21 protein-coding genes are annotated in these 20,890 nt (G+C 40.8%); 7 read left to right on the top strand and 14 right to left on the bottom strand.

The window, feature by feature from the left end; genetic code table 11:
- Nucleotides 1-8: 8 nt before the first annotated feature.
- The 5 genes from rbsK to rbsD all read right to left on the bottom strand — a co-directional run bounded on the left by rbsK (nucleotide 9) and on the right by rbsD (nucleotide 4,834).
- A complete protein-coding gene (rbsK, locus tag A6B41_RS02005) occupies nucleotides 9-941 on the bottom strand; it encodes a ribokinase (protein WP_027073784.1) in 933 nt (310 codons plus the stop codon).
- A gap of 90 nt (nucleotides 942-1,031) precedes the next feature.
- Entirely contained in the window at nucleotides 1,032-1,910 is an 879-nt protein-coding gene (gene rbsB / locus A6B41_RS02000; protein ID WP_027073785.1) for a ribose ABC transporter substrate-binding protein RbsB, read from the bottom strand.
- Between the two features lie 20 nt (nucleotides 1,911-1,930).
- Nucleotides 1,931-2,899: a ribose ABC transporter permease gene (gene rbsC, locus A6B41_RS01995; RefSeq protein ID WP_027073786.1), complete on the bottom strand. Its 969-nt coding sequence runs from the start codon at nucleotides 2,897-2,899 to the stop codon at nucleotides 1,931-1,933.
- Nucleotides 2,900-2,914: 15 nt separating this feature from the next.
- On the bottom strand, nucleotides 2,915-4,405 hold the full coding sequence (rbsA, locus tag A6B41_RS01990) for a ribose ABC transporter ATP-binding protein RbsA (protein ID WP_027073787.1): 1,491 nt from the start codon (nucleotides 4,403-4,405) through the stop codon (nucleotides 2,915-2,917).
- 9 nt (nucleotides 4,406-4,414) lie between these two features.
- A complete protein-coding gene (gene rbsD / locus A6B41_RS01985) occupies nucleotides 4,415-4,834 on the bottom strand; it encodes a D-ribose pyranase (RefSeq protein WP_027073788.1) in 420 nt (139 codons plus the stop codon).
- Between the two features lie 292 nt (nucleotides 4,835-5,126).
- On the opposite strand from rbsD, the gene A6B41_RS01980 reads away from it, so the two are divergent.
- Complete coding sequence (locus A6B41_RS01980; RefSeq protein WP_084493735.1) at nucleotides 5,127-5,387, top strand: YfhL family 4Fe-4S dicluster ferredoxin; 261 nt, start codon at nucleotides 5,127-5,129, stop codon at nucleotides 5,385-5,387.
- 37 nt (nucleotides 5,388-5,424) lie between these two features.
- Here the strand turns inward: A6B41_RS01980 and ygfZ are convergent, their stop codons facing one another.
- Nucleotides 5,425-6,309 (bottom strand): CAF17-like 4Fe-4S cluster assembly/insertion protein YgfZ, encoded by an 885-nt coding sequence (gene ygfZ / locus A6B41_RS01975; RefSeq protein ID WP_027073789.1) that lies wholly within the window; start codon nucleotides 6,307-6,309, stop codon nucleotides 5,425-5,427.
- Nucleotides 6,310-6,318: 9 nt separating this feature from the next.
- The gene (locus A6B41_RS01970) at nucleotides 6,319-7,182 is read right to left on the bottom strand and encodes a YicC/YloC family endoribonuclease (protein ID WP_027073790.1); all 864 of its coding nucleotides are present in this window, start codon (nucleotides 7,180-7,182) and stop codon (nucleotides 6,319-6,321) included.
- A gap of 129 nt (nucleotides 7,183-7,311) precedes the next feature.
- Between A6B41_RS01970 and rph the strand changes: the two genes are divergently transcribed.
- A complete protein-coding gene (gene rph, locus A6B41_RS01965; protein ID WP_027073791.1) occupies nucleotides 7,312-8,028 on the top strand; it encodes a ribonuclease PH in 717 nt (238 codons plus the stop codon).
- A 72-nt stretch (nucleotides 8,029-8,100) separates the two neighbouring features.
- Here rph and A6B41_RS01960 read toward each other — a convergent pair whose 3' ends face one another.
- From A6B41_RS01960 to A6B41_RS01930, 7 genes are all read right to left on the bottom strand, one after another.
- A complete protein-coding gene (locus tag A6B41_RS01960) occupies nucleotides 8,101-8,802 on the bottom strand; it encodes a LutC/YkgG family protein (RefSeq protein ID WP_027073792.1) in 702 nt (233 codons plus the stop codon).
- Nucleotides 8,803-8,806: 4 nt separating this feature from the next.
- Complete coding sequence (locus tag A6B41_RS01955; protein WP_027073793.1) at nucleotides 8,807-10,216, bottom strand: LutB/LldF family L-lactate oxidation iron-sulfur protein; 1,410 nt, start codon at nucleotides 10,214-10,216, stop codon at nucleotides 8,807-8,809.
- A gap of 1 nt (nucleotide 10,217) precedes the next feature.
- Nucleotides 10,218-10,949, bottom strand: coding sequence for a (Fe-S)-binding protein (locus A6B41_RS01950; RefSeq protein ID WP_027073794.1), 732 nt, complete (start codon nucleotides 10,947-10,949; stop codon nucleotides 10,218-10,220).
- Between the two features lie 115 nt (nucleotides 10,950-11,064).
- The gene (locus tag A6B41_RS01945; protein ID WP_027073795.1) at nucleotides 11,065-12,669 is read right to left on the bottom strand and encodes an L-lactate permease; all 1,605 of its coding nucleotides are present in this window, start codon (nucleotides 12,667-12,669) and stop codon (nucleotides 11,065-11,067) included.
- A gap of 416 nt (nucleotides 12,670-13,085) precedes the next feature.
- Nucleotides 13,086-14,177: a redox-regulated ATPase YchF gene (gene ychF / locus A6B41_RS01940; protein ID WP_027073796.1), complete on the bottom strand. Its 1,092-nt coding sequence runs from the start codon at nucleotides 14,175-14,177 to the stop codon at nucleotides 13,086-13,088.
- A 95-nt stretch (nucleotides 14,178-14,272) separates the two neighbouring features.
- On the bottom strand, nucleotides 14,273-14,857 hold the full coding sequence (gene pth / locus A6B41_RS01935) for an aminoacyl-tRNA hydrolase (RefSeq protein WP_027073797.1): 585 nt from the start codon (nucleotides 14,855-14,857) through the stop codon (nucleotides 14,273-14,275).
- A gap of 104 nt (nucleotides 14,858-14,961) precedes the next feature.
- Entirely contained in the window at nucleotides 14,962-15,834 is an 873-nt protein-coding gene (locus A6B41_RS01930; protein ID WP_237052485.1) for a D-alanyl-D-alanine carboxypeptidase family protein, read from the bottom strand.
- Between the two features lie 222 nt (nucleotides 15,835-16,056).
- Here A6B41_RS01930 and prfC point away from each other — a divergent pair, with 222 nt between their 5' ends.
- The 5 genes from prfC to A6B41_RS01905 all read left to right on the top strand — a co-directional run bounded on the left by prfC (nucleotide 16,057) and on the right by A6B41_RS01905 (nucleotide 20,858).
- Nucleotides 16,057-17,637: a peptide chain release factor 3 gene (gene prfC / locus A6B41_RS01925; protein ID WP_027073799.1), complete on the top strand. Its 1,581-nt coding sequence runs from the start codon at nucleotides 16,057-16,059 to the stop codon at nucleotides 17,635-17,637.
- Between the two features lie 109 nt (nucleotides 17,638-17,746).
- On the top strand, nucleotides 17,747-18,007 hold the full coding sequence (locus tag A6B41_RS01920) for a type II toxin-antitoxin system Phd/YefM family antitoxin (RefSeq protein ID WP_084493737.1): 261 nt from the start codon (nucleotides 17,747-17,749) through the stop codon (nucleotides 18,005-18,007).
- Nucleotides 18,004-18,399 carry a type II toxin-antitoxin system VapC family toxin gene (locus A6B41_RS01915; RefSeq protein WP_027073801.1) on the top strand — a complete coding sequence of 132 codons (396 nt, stop codon included), beginning with the start codon at nucleotides 18,004-18,006 and terminating at the stop codon, nucleotides 18,397-18,399. Before A6B41_RS01920 ends, A6B41_RS01915 begins: the two co-directional genes overlap by 4 nt.
- Before the next feature lie 26 nt (nucleotides 18,400-18,425).
- Nucleotides 18,426-19,178: a phosphodiester glycosidase family protein gene (locus A6B41_RS01910; RefSeq protein ID WP_027073802.1), complete on the top strand. Its 753-nt coding sequence runs from the start codon at nucleotides 18,426-18,428 to the stop codon at nucleotides 19,176-19,178.
- Between the two features lie 93 nt (nucleotides 19,179-19,271).
- Nucleotides 19,272-20,858, top strand: a complete 1,587-nt coding sequence (locus tag A6B41_RS01905; RefSeq protein WP_027073803.1) for an ABC transporter substrate-binding protein — start codon at nucleotides 19,272-19,274, stop codon at nucleotides 20,856-20,858.
- Nucleotides 20,859-20,890 lie beyond the last annotated feature (32 nt).

Here is a 20,890-nt window from a genome sequence, read left to right as displayed (position 1 = left end):
ACCGCTTGTTAGTGCTGTTCACTTAAAAAATCGAAGACTTCTTGACGAGTAGGAATAGATGACTGTGCCCCTTTGCGGGTAACGCTAATCGCGGCAGCCGCGTGAGCAAAACGAATGGCTTCAGCTAATGATTTTTCTTCCAACATTGTAGTAACTAATGCACCGTTAAAGGTATCACCGGCGGCAGTAGTATCTACCGCTTGAACGCGAAAGCCCGGCACAATGCTGCCTTCACCCTTTTCACTGATAAATACACCTTTTGAGCCTAAAGTGATTAAGACTTTTTCAATCCCATTTTGGTGGAAAATAGCCGCAGCTTGGCTTGCCGTTTGCTCATCGACCACTTTGATGCCAGTTAGGATTTCCGCCTCGGTTTCATTCGGGGTAATCATATCTAACAGGCTTAATAACTCTGTGGGTAAAGTTCTTGCCGGTGCAGGATTTAATACGACTTTAGTGCTATTTTCTTTGGCGATTTTTGCCGCTTGAATAATTGCCGGTAGCGGGGTTTCTAACTGCATTAATAAACAATCGGCTTGGCGAATTTCGGTTTGATATTCCTCAACTACAGATTCATCTAAATGCCCGTTTGCCCCTGCTGAAATCACAATACTATTTTCGCCTGATTCAGCTACTTGAATCATTGCAATGCCTGTCATTGCATTTAAAATGGTTTTAATCGACTGCGTATTGATACCATCTTGCTCAAAAGCAGTTTTCATTGCTCGTCCAATATCATCATCGCCAATACAACTAATAAAAGAAACCTTCACCTCACACTTTTCGCCCAGCCGAGCCGCCGCCACCGCCTGATTCGCCCCTTTACCGCCATAAGCAATATGATAGCCACTGCCGGTTAAAGTTTCCCCGGGTTTAGCAAAATAGGGAACAGAAATAACGTGATCAGCATTAATGCTGCCGAGAACGGTTAGGGTTTTCATATTAAGTCCTTATTTCTATTATAAAGGAAGGTTTGCTCCTCCCGATAACGGATAAAATAGCGGGCAGGTTAAAACCTGCCCCGACAAATATTATTTTGAAATGACTTTTAAATCTACAGGAATTTTCGCTTTAACTTTTTCGCCTTTTAGCACTTTATCGGCAGTTTCAACTCCTAAAGAACCAATCAACTCAGGCTGTTGAGCAATAGTTGCCGCTAATTTACCACCTTCTACTGCTTTTACACCATCATCTGTACCATCAAAGCCAACAATTAACACTTTCTTATTTGCCGCACTAACTGCACGTAAAGCACCTAAAGCCATCTCATCGTTTTGAGCAAAAATGGCTTGTACATCGCCTTTGCTGGCTAATAAGTTTTCGGTTACGTTTAAGCCTTTAGTACGGTCAAAGTCTGCCGGCTGGCTTGCTAGAATATTAAATTTGTGTGCTTCTACTGCTTGTTTAAAGCCTTCACCACGCTCACGAGCAGCAGAGGTACCGGCAATCCCTTCTAATTGGATAACTTTAGCACCATCACCTAATTTTTGTGCAATAAAATCACCTGCCATTTTTCCACCTGCAACATTGTCTGAAGCAATATGGCTTACCACATCACCTTTTATTGCACCGCGATCTAATGTAATGACCGGAATTTTATTACTATTTGCAATTGCTACCGCATTTCCGACCGCTTCCGAATCAGTTGGGTTTATTAAAAGCACTTTTGCCCCACGCACGGTTAAATCTTCCACGTTGGAAAGCTCTTTGGCCGGGTCATTTTGTGAATCAAGCACAACTAATTTGTAACCTAGTTCATCCGCTTTTTTCTGAGCACCATCTTTGAGGCTCACAAAGAATGGGTTATCTAAGGTTGATACCGCAAGTGCAATAGTCTCTTTTGCAGTTGCAGTACCTGCAACGGCAAAACTAAGCATAATTGCTGATGCTAAAGTGGTTAATTTTTTCATAGAACTCTCCTTAAAGATGATTATACTTTTTTAGTACCTAGATAATTATCAGCTAATACCGCAACAAGAATAACCAATGCTTTAGCGATCATCTGATAATATGAAGAAATATCCAATAAATTGAGTGCGTTATTTAAGAACCCGATAATTAATGCACCGACTAATGTTCCCATTACACGGCCTTTTCCGCCCATTAGGCTTGTTCCACCTACCACAACGGCTGCAATCGCATCTAATTCATAAGAAACCCCTGCGGTTGGCTGTGCCGAAGAAAGGCGAGAAGTCACAATAAGCCCAGCAAGAGCAGATAAAAAACCACTTATCGCAAAAACAAAGATCTTAATCTTATTAACATTAATGCCTGAAAGCTGAGTTGCAGCCTCATTACCACCTAACGCATAAATATAGCGGCCAATCGGGGTATGTTTTAAAATATACCAAGCCACAGCAAAAACTACCGCCATTATCCAAATTGGCACAGGAATCCCAAATAAATAGCCTGTACCAATAGCAGCAAATAGATCCGCTTGATCAGAGAAACCTGTACTGATTGGTCTGCCGTCTGTATAAACCATTGTGATACCACGAAGTAAAGTCATCGTCACTAAGGTTGCAATAAAAGCCTGCACTTTACCTTTTGCTACAATGACGCCACTAATACCGCCAAAAGCTGTTCCTAGTAATAATACGAGCGGAATTACCAGAAAAATAGGGATTTCAGAGCCCACTAATGAGGCTGCAACCGCACCAGTTAATGCCAGTACAGAACCAACAGATAAATCAATCCCCGCAATTAAAATCACAAAAGTCATTCCTACCGCAATAATGGCGTTTACCGAGGTTTGGCGTAGAATATTTGAAATATTATCCACACTGAAAAAATCAGGATTAATCGTTGATACAATCAAAATCAGCACAAATAACGCCACAAAGGAACGTTGCTCAATTAAAAATTTACCCAATCGAAATTCTTTTTTTTGCGTAGTCATAAAAACACCTTAATTTTAAATCGCAGTTTTGCCAATAGCTGCGGAGAGTAATTTTTCTTGTGTTGCCTCAGCTCGAGAAAATTCTGCACTAATTTTGCCCTCGTGCATCACCAGAATGCGATCACTCATTCCCAACACTTCTGGCATATCTGATGACACCATTAAAATACTCAATCCGTCTTTTTTAAATTCATTGATTAATTGATAAATCTCTTTTTTCGCCCCTACATCTACACCACGAGTCGGCTCGTCTAAAATCAAGATATTCGGACGTGTCATTAACCCTTTTGCAATCGCAACTTTTTGTTGATTGCCACCGGAAAGCAAGCCAATTGGCTGTTCACGGCTTGGGGTTTTGATATTAAACATCGTAATAAAATCATCTACCGCTAATCTTTCTGCATCATGGCGAATCGAACCAGCTTTCGAGAAATGATCTAATGAAGTTAAAGACATATTCTCTTTAACAGACATCCCTAAAATCAGCCCATCGCCTTTACGATCTTCTGATACATAAACAATGCCGTTATTTAAACCGTCTTGCGGGCAACTATTTGAAATCACTTTACCTTTTAACTCAATGGTTCCCACCGTTTTTGGCAATGCCCCATAAAGCACTTTCATTAATTCAGTCCGCCCTGCCCCCATTAAGCCGGAGATACCAACAATTTCACCTTTATGCAGTTGGAAAGAGACATTATTCACGCCACTGCCACTTAAATTTTTCACTTCTAGCAGTAGCTCACCACGCTCTTGCTCTAAATGGGGATACTGCTCTTCCAAACGGCGGCCAACCATCATTTCAATCAGCTGATCTTCATCAATATCCGCCACCACTTTCTCACCAATAAATTGCCCGTCTCTCAGCACGGTCACATCATCGCAAATCTCAAAAATCTCTTTTAAGCGGTGAGAAATATACACAATGCCACGGTTTTCTGTTTTTAGTTCACGAATCACCTTAAATAACGCTTCTGTTTCAGTATCGGTTAGAGCGTCTGTCGGCTCATCCATAATGATGACTTTAGATTCAAAACTCAGGGCTTTGGCAATTTCAACCATCTGTTGCTCGCCAATAGAAAGCTCCGAACAAAGTTGGTGGCTACTATGTTTTACCCCTAAACGAGCCAATAATTTATCAGCCTCTGCATACATTTTTTTCCAATCCACTGCTCCCCAAGCCGTTCTAAATTCACGCCCTAAGAAAATATTTTCTGCAATAGTTAAATTGCCGACTAAGTTGAGTTCTTGGTGAATAATACTAATGCCGGCTTCTTGAGAATGTTTAGGGCCTTTAAAAGTAATATCTTTCCCTAAATAGCAAATTGAGCCGGCATCTTTGCTATAAATGCCGGTTAAGACTTTCATTAAGGTCGATTTACCGGCCCCATTTTCGCCCATTAATGCCATTACTCTGCCTGCATAGACAGAAAGACAGGCATTATTCAAAGCCTTCACCCCCGGGAAAGATTTATCTATCCCATTCATATTCAACAAGGTTTCCATCATTCCACCTTAAAACGGTACACCCGAATATAAAATGATGTTCGCATAAGGAGAACATTCACCGCTACGCACAATTGCTTTGCTACCTTGTGTATACTCTTTAAATATTTCGTGGTTTACATAATCAATTTGAATCTGATTTTTCTGTGCTTGTTCCAATTTTTGTAAACGCTCCAAAAGAGTAGATAAAATATCCGGATTTTTCTGTTTAATTTCTTCTGCCAATAGCACTTTTTCAATAAACATTTCACTTACAACCACATCAAAAGTCTGCAAAAAACTTGGTACTCCTTCAGTTAATGCAAGGTCGATCCGCTCTACCGATTGTGGAATCGGCAAACCTGCATCACAAACTACCAGACTATCTGTATGTCCGAGTGTTGCAATACAATGTGAAAGTTGTGCATTAAGATTTACCGTCTTTTTCATCTAATTTCTCCTTTTACGCTCCATTATCTGGTTAAATTAATAATCGAAACGTTTCGATAAAAGCATAAGAAATTTTTCCTCAACAATAAACCACCAAATATCAAAAATGTGAAGTAGTTCAAATTTTTTTGTTTTATAATAAGCAGCATTAAGTGACAAGCGGTCGATTTTGTAAATTTTTTTGCACAAACGCTTGCGTTTGAACATCGGCTTTTGCCGATGGCACGAAGTGCGAGCGAAGCGAGTAAATCCTACCGCTTGTTTAATTTTTTCATCTTTATTCAAGCGAAATATGGCGTTATTAATTACTCACAAGTGTACAAACTGTGATATGTGTTTGCCGGAGTGCCCAAATGAGGCGATTTCGGTAGGGAATGATATTTATATTATCGATCCTGTTTTGTGCACAGAGTGTGTAGGACATTATGAAAAACCAACTTGTCAGAAGGTTTGTCCTATCACTAATTGTATTGTAAAAGATCCCGATAATGAGGAAACTGAAGAACAACTTTGGGAACGTTTTGTGCTGATTCAACATCCAGACAAAATATAAAAAACGGTCATATTTCAAAATATGACCGTTTGTTTTTCTACTCTTCTTCCAAGCTATAAGGCAGTTCGACAATTTTCAAATTTACCCCATTGACTCGGAATTGGGTTTCCGTTTCTACCTCTTTATTTAACACAACTTGCACCCAAAGGGTATTTTTATGAGTCGCACAAGCTAAAATTGTGCCTGTTGCCCGCCAATTTTCGCCTAGTTGCATTTCTACCGCAGAGGCTGGCTCAGGGAGTGAAATTTCGCCTTCATATTGCCCCGCAAGGGTAAACAACGCTCGCTTATTTGCCCCACGGTATTTTGCACGAGCCACCGTTTCTTGCCCGATATAGCAGCCTTTGGTGAATGAAATCGCGGCTTCAATCTGTTGTAAATTCGCCGCTTGTGGAATCAATTCAAATTGATTTTCCTTCACTAACACAGGAATGCCGTCTTGAATGTCCATTAACGTCCAAAGGCTTTCATCAGCATTAGTTTCGAGAGTTTCACCCCAAACGAAGGCTCTTTTTTGTCCTTCACTTATGGTTAAAGCGGTTAAAATTTCACTTAATTTTGCAACTTGCTCAGCAGCTACGCCATAAATTGGGGTATCTAATTCACTAAAAGTGATTTTTGAAAACACCGCATATTTTTTAAGTTGCGTTAAGGCTTCCGGCAAAAGGCTTTGGTGAATCACCGCAATAAATTTTTCTTGTTCCGCACGGTATAAGCGGAAAAGTGAACTCATTTTACCTTTCGGATCGCAATGGCTGGTTAAGGTGTGATCGCCCACCGCCAGTTTGGTTACATCGCAGGTCAATTGCCCTTGTAGGTATTTCTCAGCATCAGCCCCCGCCATTTCAATTAAGCGATACTGAGCAAGCAGCACGCAGAGCTTTGGATAAGACTCAATAATTTGGTTGCATTCACATTTCATAGTTTATTCCTACTCTAAATTCTGAATTTGCTCACGCATTTGCTCAATTAACACTTTAAGCTCCACCGCAGAATTGGTCACTTCCGCATTAATGGATTTCGAGGCAAGCGTGTTAGATTCACGGTTCAGCTCTTGCATCATAAAATCTAATTTCCGCCCAACTGCTCCACCTTTTTTCAATATATTGCCAGTTTCTTTCACGTGCAGTTGCAAGCGGTCTAGTTCTTCCGCCACATCAACACGTTGGGCTAATAACACCATTTCTTGCTCTAAACGTTGCGGGTCGAGTTGTAAATTCAGTTCATCAAAACGTTGTTGTAAGCGTTCTTTCTGCCATTGCAGAATTTCAGGCATTAACGATTGGACTTTCGCTGCCTCCACCGAAATAGCATCTAAACGTTGCTGAATCAGGTTTTGCACGTTCTCGCCTTCTCTGGCACGCATCGCAATAAAATCCGCTAAAATTTGCTCAAAGCCGGCTAATAAATCTTGAGCGATTTGGTCTAAATCTTGGCTCTCATTATCCACTACTCCCGGAAAACGTAGCACATCCACTAGGTTGATTTCACCTTCGTTAGCGGTTTCTTTAATCCATTTTAGTGATTGAATTACCTGCTCAGCATAGCCTTTATTTAACACAATTTCGCTGTTTTGAGTTTTGCTTAAATCAATGCGTAAACTACATTCTACTTTGCCACGGGTTAGCGTTGCACGCAGACGTTCACGCAAAGTCATTTCCAAATTACGAAACTGTTCCGGCAGGCGGAAATAGGTTTCTAAAAAACGTTGGTTTACCGAGCGAATTTCCCATACCGCATTTCCCCATTCTTTTTTCAATTCCAAATGGGAAAAAGCTGTCATACTATAAATCATTGTTATTCCTTGTATTTTTATATTATTGGGTGGAAAATATTCCGCCCCTATGAATCTTGCTAAAGAAAAACCACATTCTACTGTTTTCTTTGCTAAAATGGTAAAAATTTTAAAGAAAAGGAAAAGAAAATGCGTCCAAATAATCGAGAAATTAATCAAGTCAGACAAGTTAAAATTACCCGTAACTACACCCGTTATGCTGAAGGTTCAGTGTTAATTGAATTTGGCGATACTAAAGTCTTATGTAATGCCACGGTGGAAGAAACCGTACCACGTTTTCTCAAAGGCCAGCAACAAGGCTGGGTAACCGCAGAATATGGTATGCTGCCACGTGCCACCCACTCCCGTACCCAACGTGAGGCGGCAAAAGGCAAACAAGGCGGTCGTACGATGGAAATTCAACGCCTGATTGCCCGTTCTTTACGTGCAGTAGTTGATCTCAAAGCCTTAGGCGAACGCACTATTACCGTCGATTGTGATGTTATCCAAGCAGACGGTGGCACCCGTACAGCTTCCATTACCGGAGCCTGTGTCGCTCTACACGACGCAATGAATAAATTAGTGGCTGATGGCACACTTAAAACCAACCCAATGAAAGGCTTAGTCGCCGCCATTTCAGTCGGTATTGTAGATGGGCAAGCGGTATGTGATTTAGAATATGTGGAAGATTCCAACGCTGAAACGGATATGAACGTGGTAATGGTCGAAGACGGCAGATTGGTCGAAGTGCAAGGCACGGCTGAGGGTGAACCATTCTCCCACGAAGAGCTTCTCACCTTATTAGATCTCGCGAAACAAGGTATTGCCCAGCTGGTTGAAGCCCAACGCAAAGCATTAGCAGCATAGTTGCAAAATTTTAATAAAAAATGACCGCTTGTTAGTTTTACAAGCGATCATTTTTACTCTATTTTTTGCAAATTACAAATCATCAATCACGAGGTAAATTTTATTTACCGGTCCGTGAACACCCACTACTTTGATTAACTCAATATCTGCGGTAGCTGAAGGACCTGAAATAATATTCACACAAGAGGGCATTCCTTCACCCTGCTGGGCTTTGTCGTGCAAAATTTTAGCTAATTGTGCCACACGCGGTAATACCGTGCTTTTACGCAATACCACCACTGATTTTTCAGGCAACAAACTAACTGAACGACCGTAGTCTTTGCTGGAAAACAGCACAATCCCACCGGATTCCGTTAAGCCATATTCGCCATACACAATGCCGATATTCGCTTGTTTGGCTTTCTCAAGGTTTTCTTCACCTAAGTTGAAATCCCATTGATGGCAGTTTTCATATTTTGCTTGAACGGCACCTGTAATGCCAAGTGCTTTTAAGCGTTCGTCATTATTCACAATAATATTGCCGCCGCCATATTTCTCACAAATCTCGATAATTGCAGCTGGTAAGTCAGCCTCTTTAACTTCCACCACATCAGCCATCATCACACGAGCAAAATCAACAAACTCTTTGCAAAGCTGCTCTTGGCTGAGATCTGTTAAACGGGTAACTGCGTGGTCATTTACCAATTCCGGCATTGGCTCAGGCACAGTTTGCAATGGTCTGCCCATACGTTCTGCCAATTTAGTTAGAAATTTTTCTCGGTTTTGTAAATCCATACTGTTATCCTCTGTTGTTAAACCATTCACGGAAGCTTTCGCCTTCGGCAGTTGGTAAGTCACGAGCTTTTGTCCACTCACCTAATGCACCAAACTCAATAGGTGCTTTACCGTTTTTAATCAACTTACCTGCCACTTTCGCACCTACTTTCACCCCTACTTTCCACACTGTCGGATGTGAGTTTGCGAAGTTAAAGCCAAAGATGGATAAACGCTCAGAAATCGGAGTTAGCCCTTGTTGAGCAATATGTTCACGGTGTTTTAAAATCAATTGAGCCAACGGAATTTTCACCGGACACACGCTGTTACACGCCGTGCAGAGTGAGCAGGCATAAGGCAGTTCTTTAAACTCTTCGTAACCACCCAATAACGGCGAAATAACCGAACCAATCGGACCTGGGTAGATTGAGCCGTAGCCGTGTCCACCAATTTGGCGATAAGCCGGGCAAGTGTTTAAGCAAGCACCACAACGGATACAACGTAAAACCTCTTTAAATTCGCTTTCTAAGATTTTAGAGCGGCCGTTATCCACAATTACTAAATGGAATTCTTCAGGACCATCCGTTTCGCCTTCTAAGCGAGGACCGGTTAACCAAGTGTTGTAAGCGGTCAGTTTTGCCCCTACCGCACTACGAGCAAGCATGGTAATCAATACATCCACTTCTTGGAAAGTTGGGGCGATACGCTCCATTCCCATTACCGCAATGTGTGTTTTCGGCACGGTGGTTGCCATACGTAAGTTACCTTCGTTGGTCACCAAGCAAACAGAGCCGGTTTCCGGTACAGCAAAGTTACAACCTGAAATACCAATATCGGCTTCTAAAAAATCCTCACGAATTTTTTGGCGAACAAAGGCGGTCATTTCTTCTGGAGCCTCACTGCCTTGATAGCCTAACACATCGTGCATTTCTTGACGGATTCTGTGGCGATCTTTATGGATTGCCGGCACAACAATGTGAGAGGGTTTATCGCCCACAATTTGTAATAAATATTCTCCTAAGTCGGTTTCTACCACCTTAATGCCTTCCGCTTCTAAAACATGGTTCATCCCGATTTCTTCAGTAACCATTGATTTAGATTTTACAATTTTCTTCGCATTTTTTTCTTTAGCCACTTTTTTAATGTAATCAGTTGCTTCTTCTGCCGTTTCTGCAAAGAAAACTTTACCGCCGTTTTGAGCAACTTTTTCACTTAGTTGGTAAAGATAAGCATCTAAATTCGCTAAAACATGGTTACGAATCTGTTTTGCCGCGTCTCGCCACTCTTCCCAGTTACCCAGTTCATCTACCATACGCTGACGGTTTGCCCCAATAGTTTCTTGGGCTTTTACCAATGCCTTACGGACAATTTCATTATTAACTTGCTGCTCAATACGCTGTTTAAACGGTAGGGTATTTGTTTGTAAATAAGACATATTATTTCTCCCCTTGCATTAACACTTCAGCAATGTGCATCACTTTGATTGGTTTGCCCTCACGGCTTAAACGTCCACCGATGTTCATTAAGCAGCTTACATCTGCACCAATTAAATAATCTGGCTCATCACTATCAATATTTGCCACTTTTTCTTTTACCATCTCACCGGAAATTTCCGCCATTTTCACCGAAAACGTACCGCCAAAACCACAACAAGTTTCTTGGTTTTTAATTGGTAATAGCTCTAAGCCCTTCACGTTTTGTAAAAGTGTAATAGGCTCATCTTTAATACCTAATTTGCGGAAAAGACTACATGAAGGGTGATAAACTGCTTTACCCGGTAAATATGCGCCCACATCTTTTACACCTAGCTTATTGACGATAAAGTCGGTTAAATCATGAAAACGATCTGCCACTTTTTTCGCACGCTCAGCCCACTGCGTCTCACCAAAACGCTCAAAATGTTCCGGATAAGTTTTAATCGCATACACACAAGACCCCGCAGGTGCCACAATCGGGTAATCATTAGCTTCAAAGGTTTCAACTAACGTTTTCATGCCCGATAAAGCTTGTTTCGTATAACCGCTATTAATTGCCGGTTGTCCACAACAACCTTGTTTTTCTAAGAAAGTCACTTTACAACCTAGCTTTTCTAATAAAAGCACCGTATTTTTTGCAACACCTGCTTTCATCACATCTGCAATGCAAGTAACATAAAAATTGACGTTCATAAGAACTCCCACATTAATAAATATAAATAAGAATTAAACTCAAAAAGCGCCACCCTAAAACGGCAAAAGGAAGCAGATAGACTATCTACTTCCTTCCTTACTCTATTTTTAAAGATTAGATTGTATAGAATAAAGGTACAACAAAGAGTGCAACGATAGCAGCAAGCACGCCGTAAACAAACATTGGCACTACTGTTTTCTTAATAATGTTACCTTCTTGTTTATCAATACCTAGTACCGAACATACCGCTACAATATTATTGATACAAACCATGTTACCCATTGCTCCGCCCACAGACTGTAATGCAAGAATTAGAGTAACAGATAAACCTGTTGCCTGAGCCGTCGCAAACTGTACAGTACCGAATGTTAAGTTTGATACGGTATTAGAACCGGAGAAAAATGCACCAATTGCCCCCAAATATGAAGCAAATATTGTCCAATATTCGCCGGTTGCTGCCGCAAAGTTTTGACCGATAATTTGTACCATTGACTCTTTACCGCCAATTAACATTAATTTCACCATAATTAACGCACCTAATAATGCTAAGAATGGTTTTTTTACTTGAGCAAAACTGGTAGAGAAAATATTCGCAGTATTTTTACCGGAAACTGCAAAAATTGGAATACAAATTAATACCGTAATAACAAACGGAATTAGTGCCGGCACATAAAGTAATTTATAACTGGTTGCCACATTTGTGCCTAAAATATTTTTTAAGGCAAAAATTAAACCTTGGCTAATTTCAAAGTTTGCAAAACCAACTGTACTTGCAATCCAAGTAGTTGCATCGTTCATCATCGCTTTTAATGGAAGTTGCTGAACGCGAGTAACAATTAAAATAGCGATCAATAATCCTGTTGGCAATAAAGCTTTTGCCACTTCACCAAAGGTTACTTTATCATTGCCTAGATTATTTTCTGTTTTAGCTAAACCGATACCCAAGTTCGCTACAAATACCGACACCAATAAACCAATAGCACCGGCCACTAATGATGGGAACTCATAGTTAAATTGCGCAATAATGAAATAAGGCACAACACAAGCTAAAACACTAATGTAAATAAAAATAATATTTTGACGAATTTCTTTCCAGCTTACCACTAAACGCAATGCCATTAATGGAATAACGAACGCAGCAATAGAATGGATAAAGGCTGTCATTGACCCAATTTCAAGCACCTGTGCATCTGTAATTAAACCATCTTTTAAAAGAGGACCCATACCAAACCAAGTCGGTGTACCTACCGCGCCAAATGAAACCGGCACAGAGTTCATTACTAAAGCTAACATTGCTACTTTTAATGGGTGGAAACCTAAACCTACTAGAATTGGAGCAGCGATTGCAGCCGGAGTACCAAAACCTGAAGCACCTTCAATCATAAAAGCAAATGCCCACCCAATAATCATCAATTGTGCAACAGGGTTCGGGTTAATATTACCTAACCATTTACGCATGGTATTAGTTGCACCGGAAACTTCCGAAAAACGGTTAAATAAAATTGCACCAAAAATAACAGTAATTGGTGTTAAAACATCACCCAGACCTGCAATAATATTTGCCGCGACAAGAGTGAAATCACTACCAAAATAGGTAAGTTGTAAAACAAAAATTAAAGCCGCCGTTAATGGTAACGCCACATAAGACGGTAGAGCGTTACGTTTTACCATTAAATAAATCAGTAAAACAATCGGAAAAATACTCAGAAATAGAGCCATAAAGCACCTCTTTTAAAAAATAAAAATGACCCACCGGTCAGAGTGGCTCGCATTCTACTCGCTTTGTGAAGCCATGTAATCAAATTATTATAAATTTGTGATCTGTTTCAAATTTTTTCTGCACAAACGGATAAAAAAGTAACAGAATCAATATAATTTTTAACATTTTAGGCTCTACTAAAGCCGTTTAGCAAAAAACTTATGACTAATCAATTGTGGAGCCTATCGGTAATCGTTCCGTTATTCACTCATATACAAAACCGCATAGTGCCAAAAAAATTAAAGGACTGAGCCCTGTCAGAAACAGAACCCAGCCCTTGCATAAAAAGTCTAACTTTTAAAGTCAGATCCAAAATGCCTATTAAATTTCCCCTATTTTCCGAGCAGATAACAAGCGGTCTTTTTTCTAAGAAATTTTACACATTGAAACGGAAATGCATCACATCGCCGTCTTGAACGATATAATCCTTCCCTTCCAAACGCCATTTACCGGCTTCTTTGGCTCCTGCTTCACCTTTGTTATCGATAAAATCTTGGTAAGCAATCACTTCAGCACGGATAAAGCCTTTTTCAAAATCGGTATGGATAACTGCCGCCGCTTTTGGTGCAGTTGCTCCAACTGACACTGTCCAAGCACGCACTTCTTTCACGCCTGCAGTAAAATAAGTTTGTAAATTTAACAGTGCATAACCGGCACGAATCACGCGGTTCAAGCCCGGCTCTTCAATGCCTAAGTCTTGTAAGAATTCGGCTTTTTCTTCGTCCTCAAGCTCAGCAATTTCCGATTCAATCGCAGCACATACAGGCACTACAACCGCCCCTTCTTTTTCCGCGATTTCACGTACGCGGTCAAGGTATGGGTTGTTCTCAAAACCGTCTTCGTTCACGTTTGCAATGTACATTGTTGGTTTTAAGGTAAGGAAGTTATAGCCTTTAATCGCATAGAGTTCATCTTTATCTAAATCAACCGAGCGAATCATGCCTGCATTTTCAAGCACAGGCAGAATTTTTTCCATAATGGACAATTCAAATTTAGCGTCTTTATCACCACCTTTGGCACGTTTTTGTAAACGCTGAATCGCACGCTCACAGCTATCTAAATCCGCAAGGGCTAATTCCGTGTTGATAATCTCAATATCATCAGCCGGATCAATTTTACCTGCTACGTGAACAATATCATCATTTTCAAAACAACGCACCACATGCCCAATCGCATCGGTTTCACGAATATTCGCTAAAAATTTATTGCCTAAGCCTTCACCTTTACTCGCACCGGCAACCAGACCTGCAATATCCACAAATTCCATGGTTGTTGGAAGTACGCGCTCAGGTTTGACAATTTCCGCCAACGCATCTAAACGCGGATCAGGCATTGGCACCACACCGGTGTTTGGCTCAATAGTACAGAACGGATAGTTCGCTGCCTCAATACCTGCTTTTGTTAATGCGTTGAAAAGGGTCGATTTACCAACATTCGGTAAACCCACGATTCCACATTTAAATCCCATTTTTTCTGTTCCTTTAAATTAAAATTATTTTGCAAAATTTTGTATAAATTTAACCGCTTGTAGAGGAAAATAATTCTCCCACCCTACGATTTTTACTAGGCTTTAAACCCATTTAAGCGGTTCATCGCTTTAGTTACGCCTTCTTTTAATAAAATGTCAATACAACGGCTACCTTCATCAATCGCAGCATTAATCAGCTCTTTTTCCTGCGGAGCCGGCTTGCCCAGCACATAATTTGCGACCAGATCTTTATGACCGGGATGTCCAATACCAATTCTGACACGGTAAAACTCTTTATTATTGCCAAGAGCAGCAATAATATCTTTTAAGCCGTTGTGACCACCGTGTCCGCCACCTTGTTTCAGCTTGACCGAACCGGGCGGTAAATCCAACTCATCGTGAGCAACTAAAATTTCTTCCGGCTTGATGCGAAAAAAATTCGCCAATGCCCCAACCGCTTTACCGCTAAGATTCATAAAGGTAGTAGGCACTAACAAACGTACCTCGCCTTGAGCGGTATTGATTTTTGCCACTTTACCGAAATATTTCGCCTCGTCTTTCAAGCTTACATTATACATACGGGCAATTTCATTTATCAGCCATTCCCCTGCATTATGGCGGGTTTCCTCATATTTTGCTCCGGGGTTGGCAAGCCCGACAATCAATTTAATTTGTGTCACAATCTTGTCTCAATATCTTGAAGTCAAAGGGCAATATTGTAGAGAAAAAATACGCTTTTCTCAATGCTTAGCCCCTCAAGGTGAAGAGAAACTACATTTTTGTATTAACCATACTGTCTAAACGGATTTGCTATACATTGATATTTAGCTAACATCGATTCAGTAAAATAAGCACGAGCTGTAGCATTACTATTATTAAGGCTTACCACGCCAATTCGTTTACCTTTACAATCACTTTTAGCAATAAAGGCTAAATTATAACCAGCCTCACGAGTGTATCCTGTTTTACTGACTAAAGCCTGATAAGATTGTGAACGCACCATACTATTCGTATTTTTCATCGGAATATATTGCCCACCGGCATAAACGCTAACTAAAGGCGAATTAGAAAGTTGCTGAATTTCCTTTTTACCTGCGGCATAGCCGGCAAGTTTTGCCAAATCAATTACTGTTGAAACATTATCTGAAGAAAGCCCGGAGGAGTCGCTAAAATAGGTTTGAGTCATACCGATTTCGCGTGCCTTACTATTCATTCGTGCCAAAAATTGAGCTTTATTCAAGTGTGTGGCGTGTGCCAATGCGTGAGCAGCATAATTATCGGAGCGTACTAACATCGCTTTAAGTAATTCGCTACAGGCAATATTAATATTTTTCGGCAAAGGGCTGGTTGTGCCTTTTAAGAAATCCGCATCCGACGGCAAAATTTGCGTTTGACAACTGTTACCGTAGCGGTTCTCTTCCAAGAAAACCACAGCGGTCATTAATTTAGTGACAGAAGCAATCGGGCGAACTAAATTAAAATTCTTACCCTCTAAAAATTTTTTCTGGTTTAAATCAAACACCACATAGGCTGAATTTTCAGTCGGGATATACGCTGCCGAGGCTTTAATACGAGGGCTTTGTTTCTTTGCAGGCTGGGAAGAGCAGGCACTTATTAGCACCATCGCTGCAATTATTAAAGGAAGTAGTTTTTTCATTATCTATTTAATCCGAGAGTAAAAGTTCGCTATTCTACCTTGTATTATGCCAAAGTTCAAAAAGCAAGCGGTCGTTTTTGCCGACTTTTTTGCAAGGCTGCGTTATATTGCAAAATTCTCTGAAAATTTAACCGCTTGCCCTCTCGCCTCAAATCAGCGAAAATAGCAACAAATTTCTTGGCGGTATTTCCGCCCTTTTTTATTTACATTTATTGAGAAAATATGTCATATCCACAAGAAGTCAATAAACGTCGCACCTTTGCGATTATTTCCCACCCCGATGCGGGTAAAACTACTATCACCGAAAAAGTGCTTTTATACGGAAATGCAATTCAAACCGCAGGTTCGGTAAAGGGCAAAGGCTCGGCTCAACACGCCAAATCAGACTGGATGGAGATGGAGAAACAACGTGGAATTTCCATTACCACATCTGTTATGCAATTCCCTTACAATGATTGCTTGGTGAACTTGCTCGACACCCCGGGGCACGAAGACTTCTCGGAAGATACTTACCGCACGCTTACCGCGGTAGATAGCTGTTTAATGGTGATTGACTCAGCAAAAGGGGTTGAGGAACGTACCATCAAATTAATGGAAGTTACCCGTTTGCGTGACACGCCAATCCTCACCTTTATGAACAAACTCGACCGAGATATTCGTGACCCAATGGAATTGTTGGACGAAGTGGAAAGCGTGCTAAAAATCAAATGTGCGCCAATCACTTGGCCAATCGGCTGCGGTAAATTGTTTAAAGGGGTTTATCACATTTATAAAGATGAAACTTACCTTTACCAAACCGGGCAAGGGCATACGATTCAAGAAGTGCGAGTTATCAAAGGCTTAGATAACCCTGAGCTAGACCAAAGCGTAGGTGACGATTTAGCTCAACAATTACGTGATGAATTGGAATTAGTACAAGGTGCTTCACACGAATTTGAACACGAAGCTTTTATCAACGGCGAGCTCACGCCTGTCTTCTTCGGAACGGCATTAGGAAACTTCGGGGTCAACCACTTCTTAGATGGTTTAACCGAATGGGCACCGGCACCGCAAGCCCGTGAATCGGATAGCCGTAAAGTTGAGGCAAGTGAAGAAAAATTCAGCGGTTTCGTATTTAAAATCCAAGCGAATATGGATCCAAAACACCGCGACCGAGTCGCCTTTATGCGTGTTGTTTCCGGCAAATATGAAAAAGGGATGAAACTTAAACACGTCCGTATCGGTAAAGATGTGGTGATTTCTGATGCTTTAACCTTTATGGCAGGTGACCGCTCACACGCAGAAGAGGCTTATGCTGGCGATATTATCGGCTTACATAACCATGGTACGATTCAAATTGGCGATACCTTCACCCAAGGAGAAAATCTGAAGTTTACCGGTATTCCAAACTTTGCACCGGAGCTGTTCCGCCGTATTCGCTTAAAAGATCCGCTAAAACAAAAGCAACTACTCAAAGGCTTGGTACAACTTTCAGAAGAAGGTGCGGTACAAGTTTTCCGCCCGTTAATCAACAATGATTTAATTGTTGGTGCAGTGGGTGTGTTACAGTTTGATGTGGTGGTTTCCCGTTTAAAATCGGAATACAACGTAGAAGCAATTTACGAAGCGGTAAACGTGGCAACAGCCCGCTGGGTTGAATGCAATGATGCGAAAAAATTTGAAGAATTTAAACGTAAAAATGAAGCAAACTTAGCCTTAGACGGAGGGGATAACCTAACCTATATCGCTCCAACTATGGTGAATTTGAACTTAGCTCAAGAGCGTTATCCTGATGTGACGTTCTTTAAAACAAGGGAACATTGATAAGAAAGCTCGGCACTACAGTTTTAAAAGCCGAGCTTTATTTTTGCTTAAAATTTGACTAAACCAAAAAAGCAAACTAAACTAAGTTATCAAACCAAGAGGAAAGAATATGTACGCACCTATTGAAACCGTGAATATTCACGAGGCAAAAACTCACCTCTCTCGCATTGTCGAAGACGTGAAAAAATTTGGTAAACCTATGATCATTGCTAAAGCCGGCAAAGCACAGGTCAAAATTGTGCCGTTAGATGACGGCGTTGCCCAAAAGCGTTTTGGCTTTATGAAACAAAGCAGTTGCAAAATTCCTGATAATTTTGACCGCTTGCATGAAGATGAAATTGAGGCAATGTTTAGCGGAGAAAACAAGTGAAGATTTTATTAGATACCCACATCCTACTTTGGATGGCATGGGATAAAAAAGAAAAATTCTCACCGCAAATACTCGAATTATTGGAAGAACCCAATAATGAACTCTATTTTAGTTTAGCAAGCTTATGGGAAATTTCTATTAAATCCACCCTTGGGAAACCTGACTTTGAAGTAGATATATCTGCATTTGAGCAAGGTTTAGTGAACGCTGGTTTTCGCACCTTGCCTATTGCTTTACCACATATATTAAAGCAATCAGAATTACCGCTCATTCACCGTGATCCTTTTGACAGAATGCTTATCGCCCAAGCTGAAATTGAAAAATTCTTCTTTTTAACCGCGGATAATATGATTTTGCAATACCATAAACCTTTTATCATGAATGCGGCTTAAAAAGCTCTCATTGTAGTAACTTATCTATGAAATCACTTTTTGCCCTATTACTGCTTTTACTACCTAGCCTCACCCACGCTGAAAATCAGTGCATTGAGTATTCTAATCAATCCCCTTTTCACATTACCCGTGTTGATCTGAATTGCCCTAACTTGCAAATGATTGGCTCGGAAAAAAGCGATAGCGGATCAACGGTGTCTTCCTTTGCCGAAAAATATCAAACCGATGTGGCAATCAATGCCAATTTTTATTGGAAAGATTACACGCCAATTGGTTTGGTAGTGAGCCAAGGCAAGCGTTGGTCAAAATATGGTGATGTGCGTAATCGAGTCATTTTTGCTTGTGATAAAACCAATAAATGTATTATTGAGGCAAAAAATAAAATTACTCCTATGAACCCGAAATGGCAAATAGCGATTAGCGGTTGGCATTGGTATAACGCCAAAAGCGGGAAATTTGAGTGTGCGGAAAATGATAAGGTCGGCTGCGTGCAGAGTATTTTTCACGACAAACACCCTCGTACTTTGCTTGGATTGAACGAGCAAAAAAATTGGCTCTATCTGGTTGTAGTAGAAGGGCGACAGCTTACCTTTGGAGGTATAACTTTAGATGAATTAGCTGAACTTGCCGGCAAACTTGAGCTAACACAAGCGATCAACCTTGATGGTGGAGGCAGTTCAAGCATGGTAATCGGCAACAAGCGGGTAAATTCTTTGCCTATTTTGCAAAATGAAGAGCGGAAAGTTGCTAACCATTTTGGTGTAAAAATAACCAATTAAAATGCTCAACTTAAAAAACTCTATTTTTTTTATGGAAATATGCTAAAGTTTCGCCAATCAAAACCCCGATTTTTTTATGGAGAAAAAAAAGAAATGAAAAAGTGGTTAATTCCGTTAACAGTAGCAACATTCTGTCTTGCTGCTTGCGATGACAAAAACAATACCCAAGCAAATGTCCAAAAAACGGCAACGCCAAATGAACAATTGCAAAAAAATGCAGAAATATTACCGCTTGTAACAGTAGTTGCACCTTGGGAATTAAACAGCTTAGATCTAAACCAATCGGGCGTAATTTTCCAACGAATGAACCTTGCTGAAACCTTAGTGGAAGCCAATTCAGAGGGACAATTGGTGGCAGGTTTAGCCACCCAATGGGAAAGTAATGCTGATGCCACTGTTTGGACATTCACCCTGCGTGATGCCAAGTTCCACAACGGCAAACCACTAAACGCACAAGCGGTAGAAAAATCCTTAAAAATTGCACATTCCAAACCGGGTGTATTACAAAAAGCGTTTATCAAAGATATTAAGGCTTTGGATGCCAACAAAGTACAATTTGAATTAACCCAACCCTTTGTGCCATTTCCTTCTTTCTTAACGCACTACACCACGCTTATTTTGGCAGAAGAAAGTTTTGACGCACAAGGTAATGTTACCGAGGTTATCGGCACAGGTGCATTTAAAGCAACTAAAATTGAAGCACCACAAAAATTGGAAACCGTCCGTTTTGAGGGCTATTGGGGCAGTAAGCCGCAGCTTCAACAAGCAAATTATCTTGCCAGCAGCCGTAGTGAAACCCGCACGCTGATGGCACAAAGCGATGCAACTTCTTTAGTATTTAACTTAGATAAAGCCAGCGTGGCTCGCTTAAAAACCGATCCGAATTTACAGCTAATCAACACCTCAATTGCTCGTACGATGCAGCTGAAAATGGACTTAGCCAAACCGTTCTTTAATGATTTAACGATTCGCCAAGCATTATCACAAGCCATTAACCGCAAAGCGATCGCTGAGCAGATCTTAAAAATCCAAGATGGCATGGCAGATCAAATTCTACCGAAATCTTTTGCTGACTGGCGTGTAGAAACCAAAGAGACAACACTCAGCCATGAAGAAGTGATTGAAAAAATTAAGGAAAATTTGACCGCTTCCGGCTATCAATATAATGCTGAAGGTAAGCTCACTAAAGATGGTAAGCCGTTTAGCTTCACACTAAGAACTTACTCAGATCGTCCGGAATTGCCAATTACCGCAACTATTTTGCAAGCCGAATGGAAGAAAATCGGTATTGATGTAAATGTATCTGTAGGTAACTTCAGTGAGATTCCGTCCGGCCACCAAGACGGTACATTAGAAATGGCGCTTTACTCATTCAACTACGCCAAAACCCTCGACCCATTTGCCTTAATTGTGCAAGATTATGCCAATGGCGGCAGCGATTGGGGTGTGATGAACTGGCGTAATGAAACCTTAGAAAACGCACTCAAACAAATTGAAGTAGAACGCGATCCACAGAAAAACAAACAGCTGAAACAGCAGGTCAGCCAAATCATCTATGATGAATTGCCGATTATTCCGATCGTCTACGATCAACAAACTGTAGTAGCACATAAAGGTATTAACGGCTTAACCCTTGACCCGTTTGAACGCCGTTTCTATTTAGAAAAATTATCGAAATGAGACTTCGTCTAATTCAAAGTGATGGCACGCTT

The organism is Mannheimia granulomatis (assembly GCF_013377255.1).
Lineage (GTDB): Bacteria > Pseudomonadota > Gammaproteobacteria > Enterobacterales > Pasteurellaceae > Mannheimia > Mannheimia granulomatis.
Note: the sequence above shows the minus strand (reverse complement) of the source record. Positions and strands in the feature narration are given on the sequence as shown.

What these genes read in the sequence shown, in the direction of transcription:
- rbsK (WP_027073784.1), bottom strand. Translation starts at nt 941, where the DNA reads ATGAAAACCCTAACCGTTCTCGGCAGCATTAATGCTGATCACGTTATT.
- rbsB (WP_027073785.1), bottom strand. Translation starts at nt 1,910, where the DNA reads ATGAAAAAATTAACCACTTTAGCATCAGCAATTATGCTTAGTTTTGCC.
- rbsC (WP_027073786.1), bottom strand. Translation starts at nt 2,899, where the DNA reads ATGACTACGCAAAAAAAAGAATTTCGATTGGGTAAATTTTTAATTGAG.
- rbsA (WP_027073787.1), bottom strand. Translation starts at nt 4,405, where the DNA reads ATGGAAACCTTGTTGAATATGAATGGGATAGATAAATCTTTCCCGGGG.
- rbsD (WP_027073788.1), bottom strand. Translation starts at nt 4,834, where the DNA reads ATGAAAAAGACGGTAAATCTTAATGCACAACTTTCACATTGTATTGCA.
- A6B41_RS01980 (WP_084493735.1), top strand. Translation starts at nt 5,127, where the DNA reads ATGGCGTTATTAATTACTCACAAGTGTACAAACTGTGATATGTGTTTG.
- ygfZ (WP_027073789.1), bottom strand. Translation starts at nt 6,309, where the DNA reads ATGAAATGTGAATGCAACCAAATTATTGAGTCTTATCCAAAGCTCTGC.
- A6B41_RS01970 (WP_027073790.1), bottom strand. Translation starts at nt 7,182, where the DNA reads ATGATTTATAGTATGACAGCTTTTTCCCATTTGGAATTGAAAAAAGAA.
- rph (WP_027073791.1), top strand. Translation starts at nt 7,312, where the DNA reads ATGCGTCCAAATAATCGAGAAATTAATCAAGTCAGACAAGTTAAAATT.
- A6B41_RS01960 (WP_027073792.1), bottom strand. Translation starts at nt 8,802, where the DNA reads ATGGATTTACAAAACCGAGAAAAATTTCTAACTAAATTGGCAGAACGT.
- A6B41_RS01955 (WP_027073793.1), bottom strand. Translation starts at nt 10,216, where the DNA reads ATGTCTTATTTACAAACAAATACCCTACCGTTTAAACAGCGTATTGAG.
- A6B41_RS01950 (WP_027073794.1), bottom strand. Translation starts at nt 10,949, where the DNA reads ATGAACGTCAATTTTTATGTTACTTGCATTGCAGATGTGATGAAAGCA.
- A6B41_RS01945 (WP_027073795.1), bottom strand. Translation starts at nt 12,669, where the DNA reads ATGGCTCTATTTCTGAGTATTTTTCCGATTGTTTTACTGATTTATTTA.
- ychF (WP_027073796.1), bottom strand. Translation starts at nt 14,177, where the DNA reads ATGGGATTTAAATGTGGAATCGTGGGTTTACCGAATGTTGGTAAATCG.
- A6B41_RS01930 (WP_237052485.1), bottom strand. Translation starts at nt 15,834, where the DNA reads ATGAAAAAACTACTTCCTTTAATAATTGCAGCGATGGTGCTAATAAGT.
- prfC (WP_027073799.1), top strand. Translation starts at nt 16,057, where the DNA reads ATGTCATATCCACAAGAAGTCAATAAACGTCGCACCTTTGCGATTATT.
- A6B41_RS01920 (WP_084493737.1), top strand. Translation starts at nt 17,747, where the DNA reads ATGTACGCACCTATTGAAACCGTGAATATTCACGAGGCAAAAACTCAC.
- A6B41_RS01910 (WP_027073802.1), top strand. Translation starts at nt 18,426, where the DNA reads ATGAAATCACTTTTTGCCCTATTACTGCTTTTACTACCTAGCCTCACC.
- A6B41_RS01905 (WP_027073803.1), top strand. Translation starts at nt 19,272, where the DNA reads ATGAAAAAGTGGTTAATTCCGTTAACAGTAGCAACATTCTGTCTTGCT.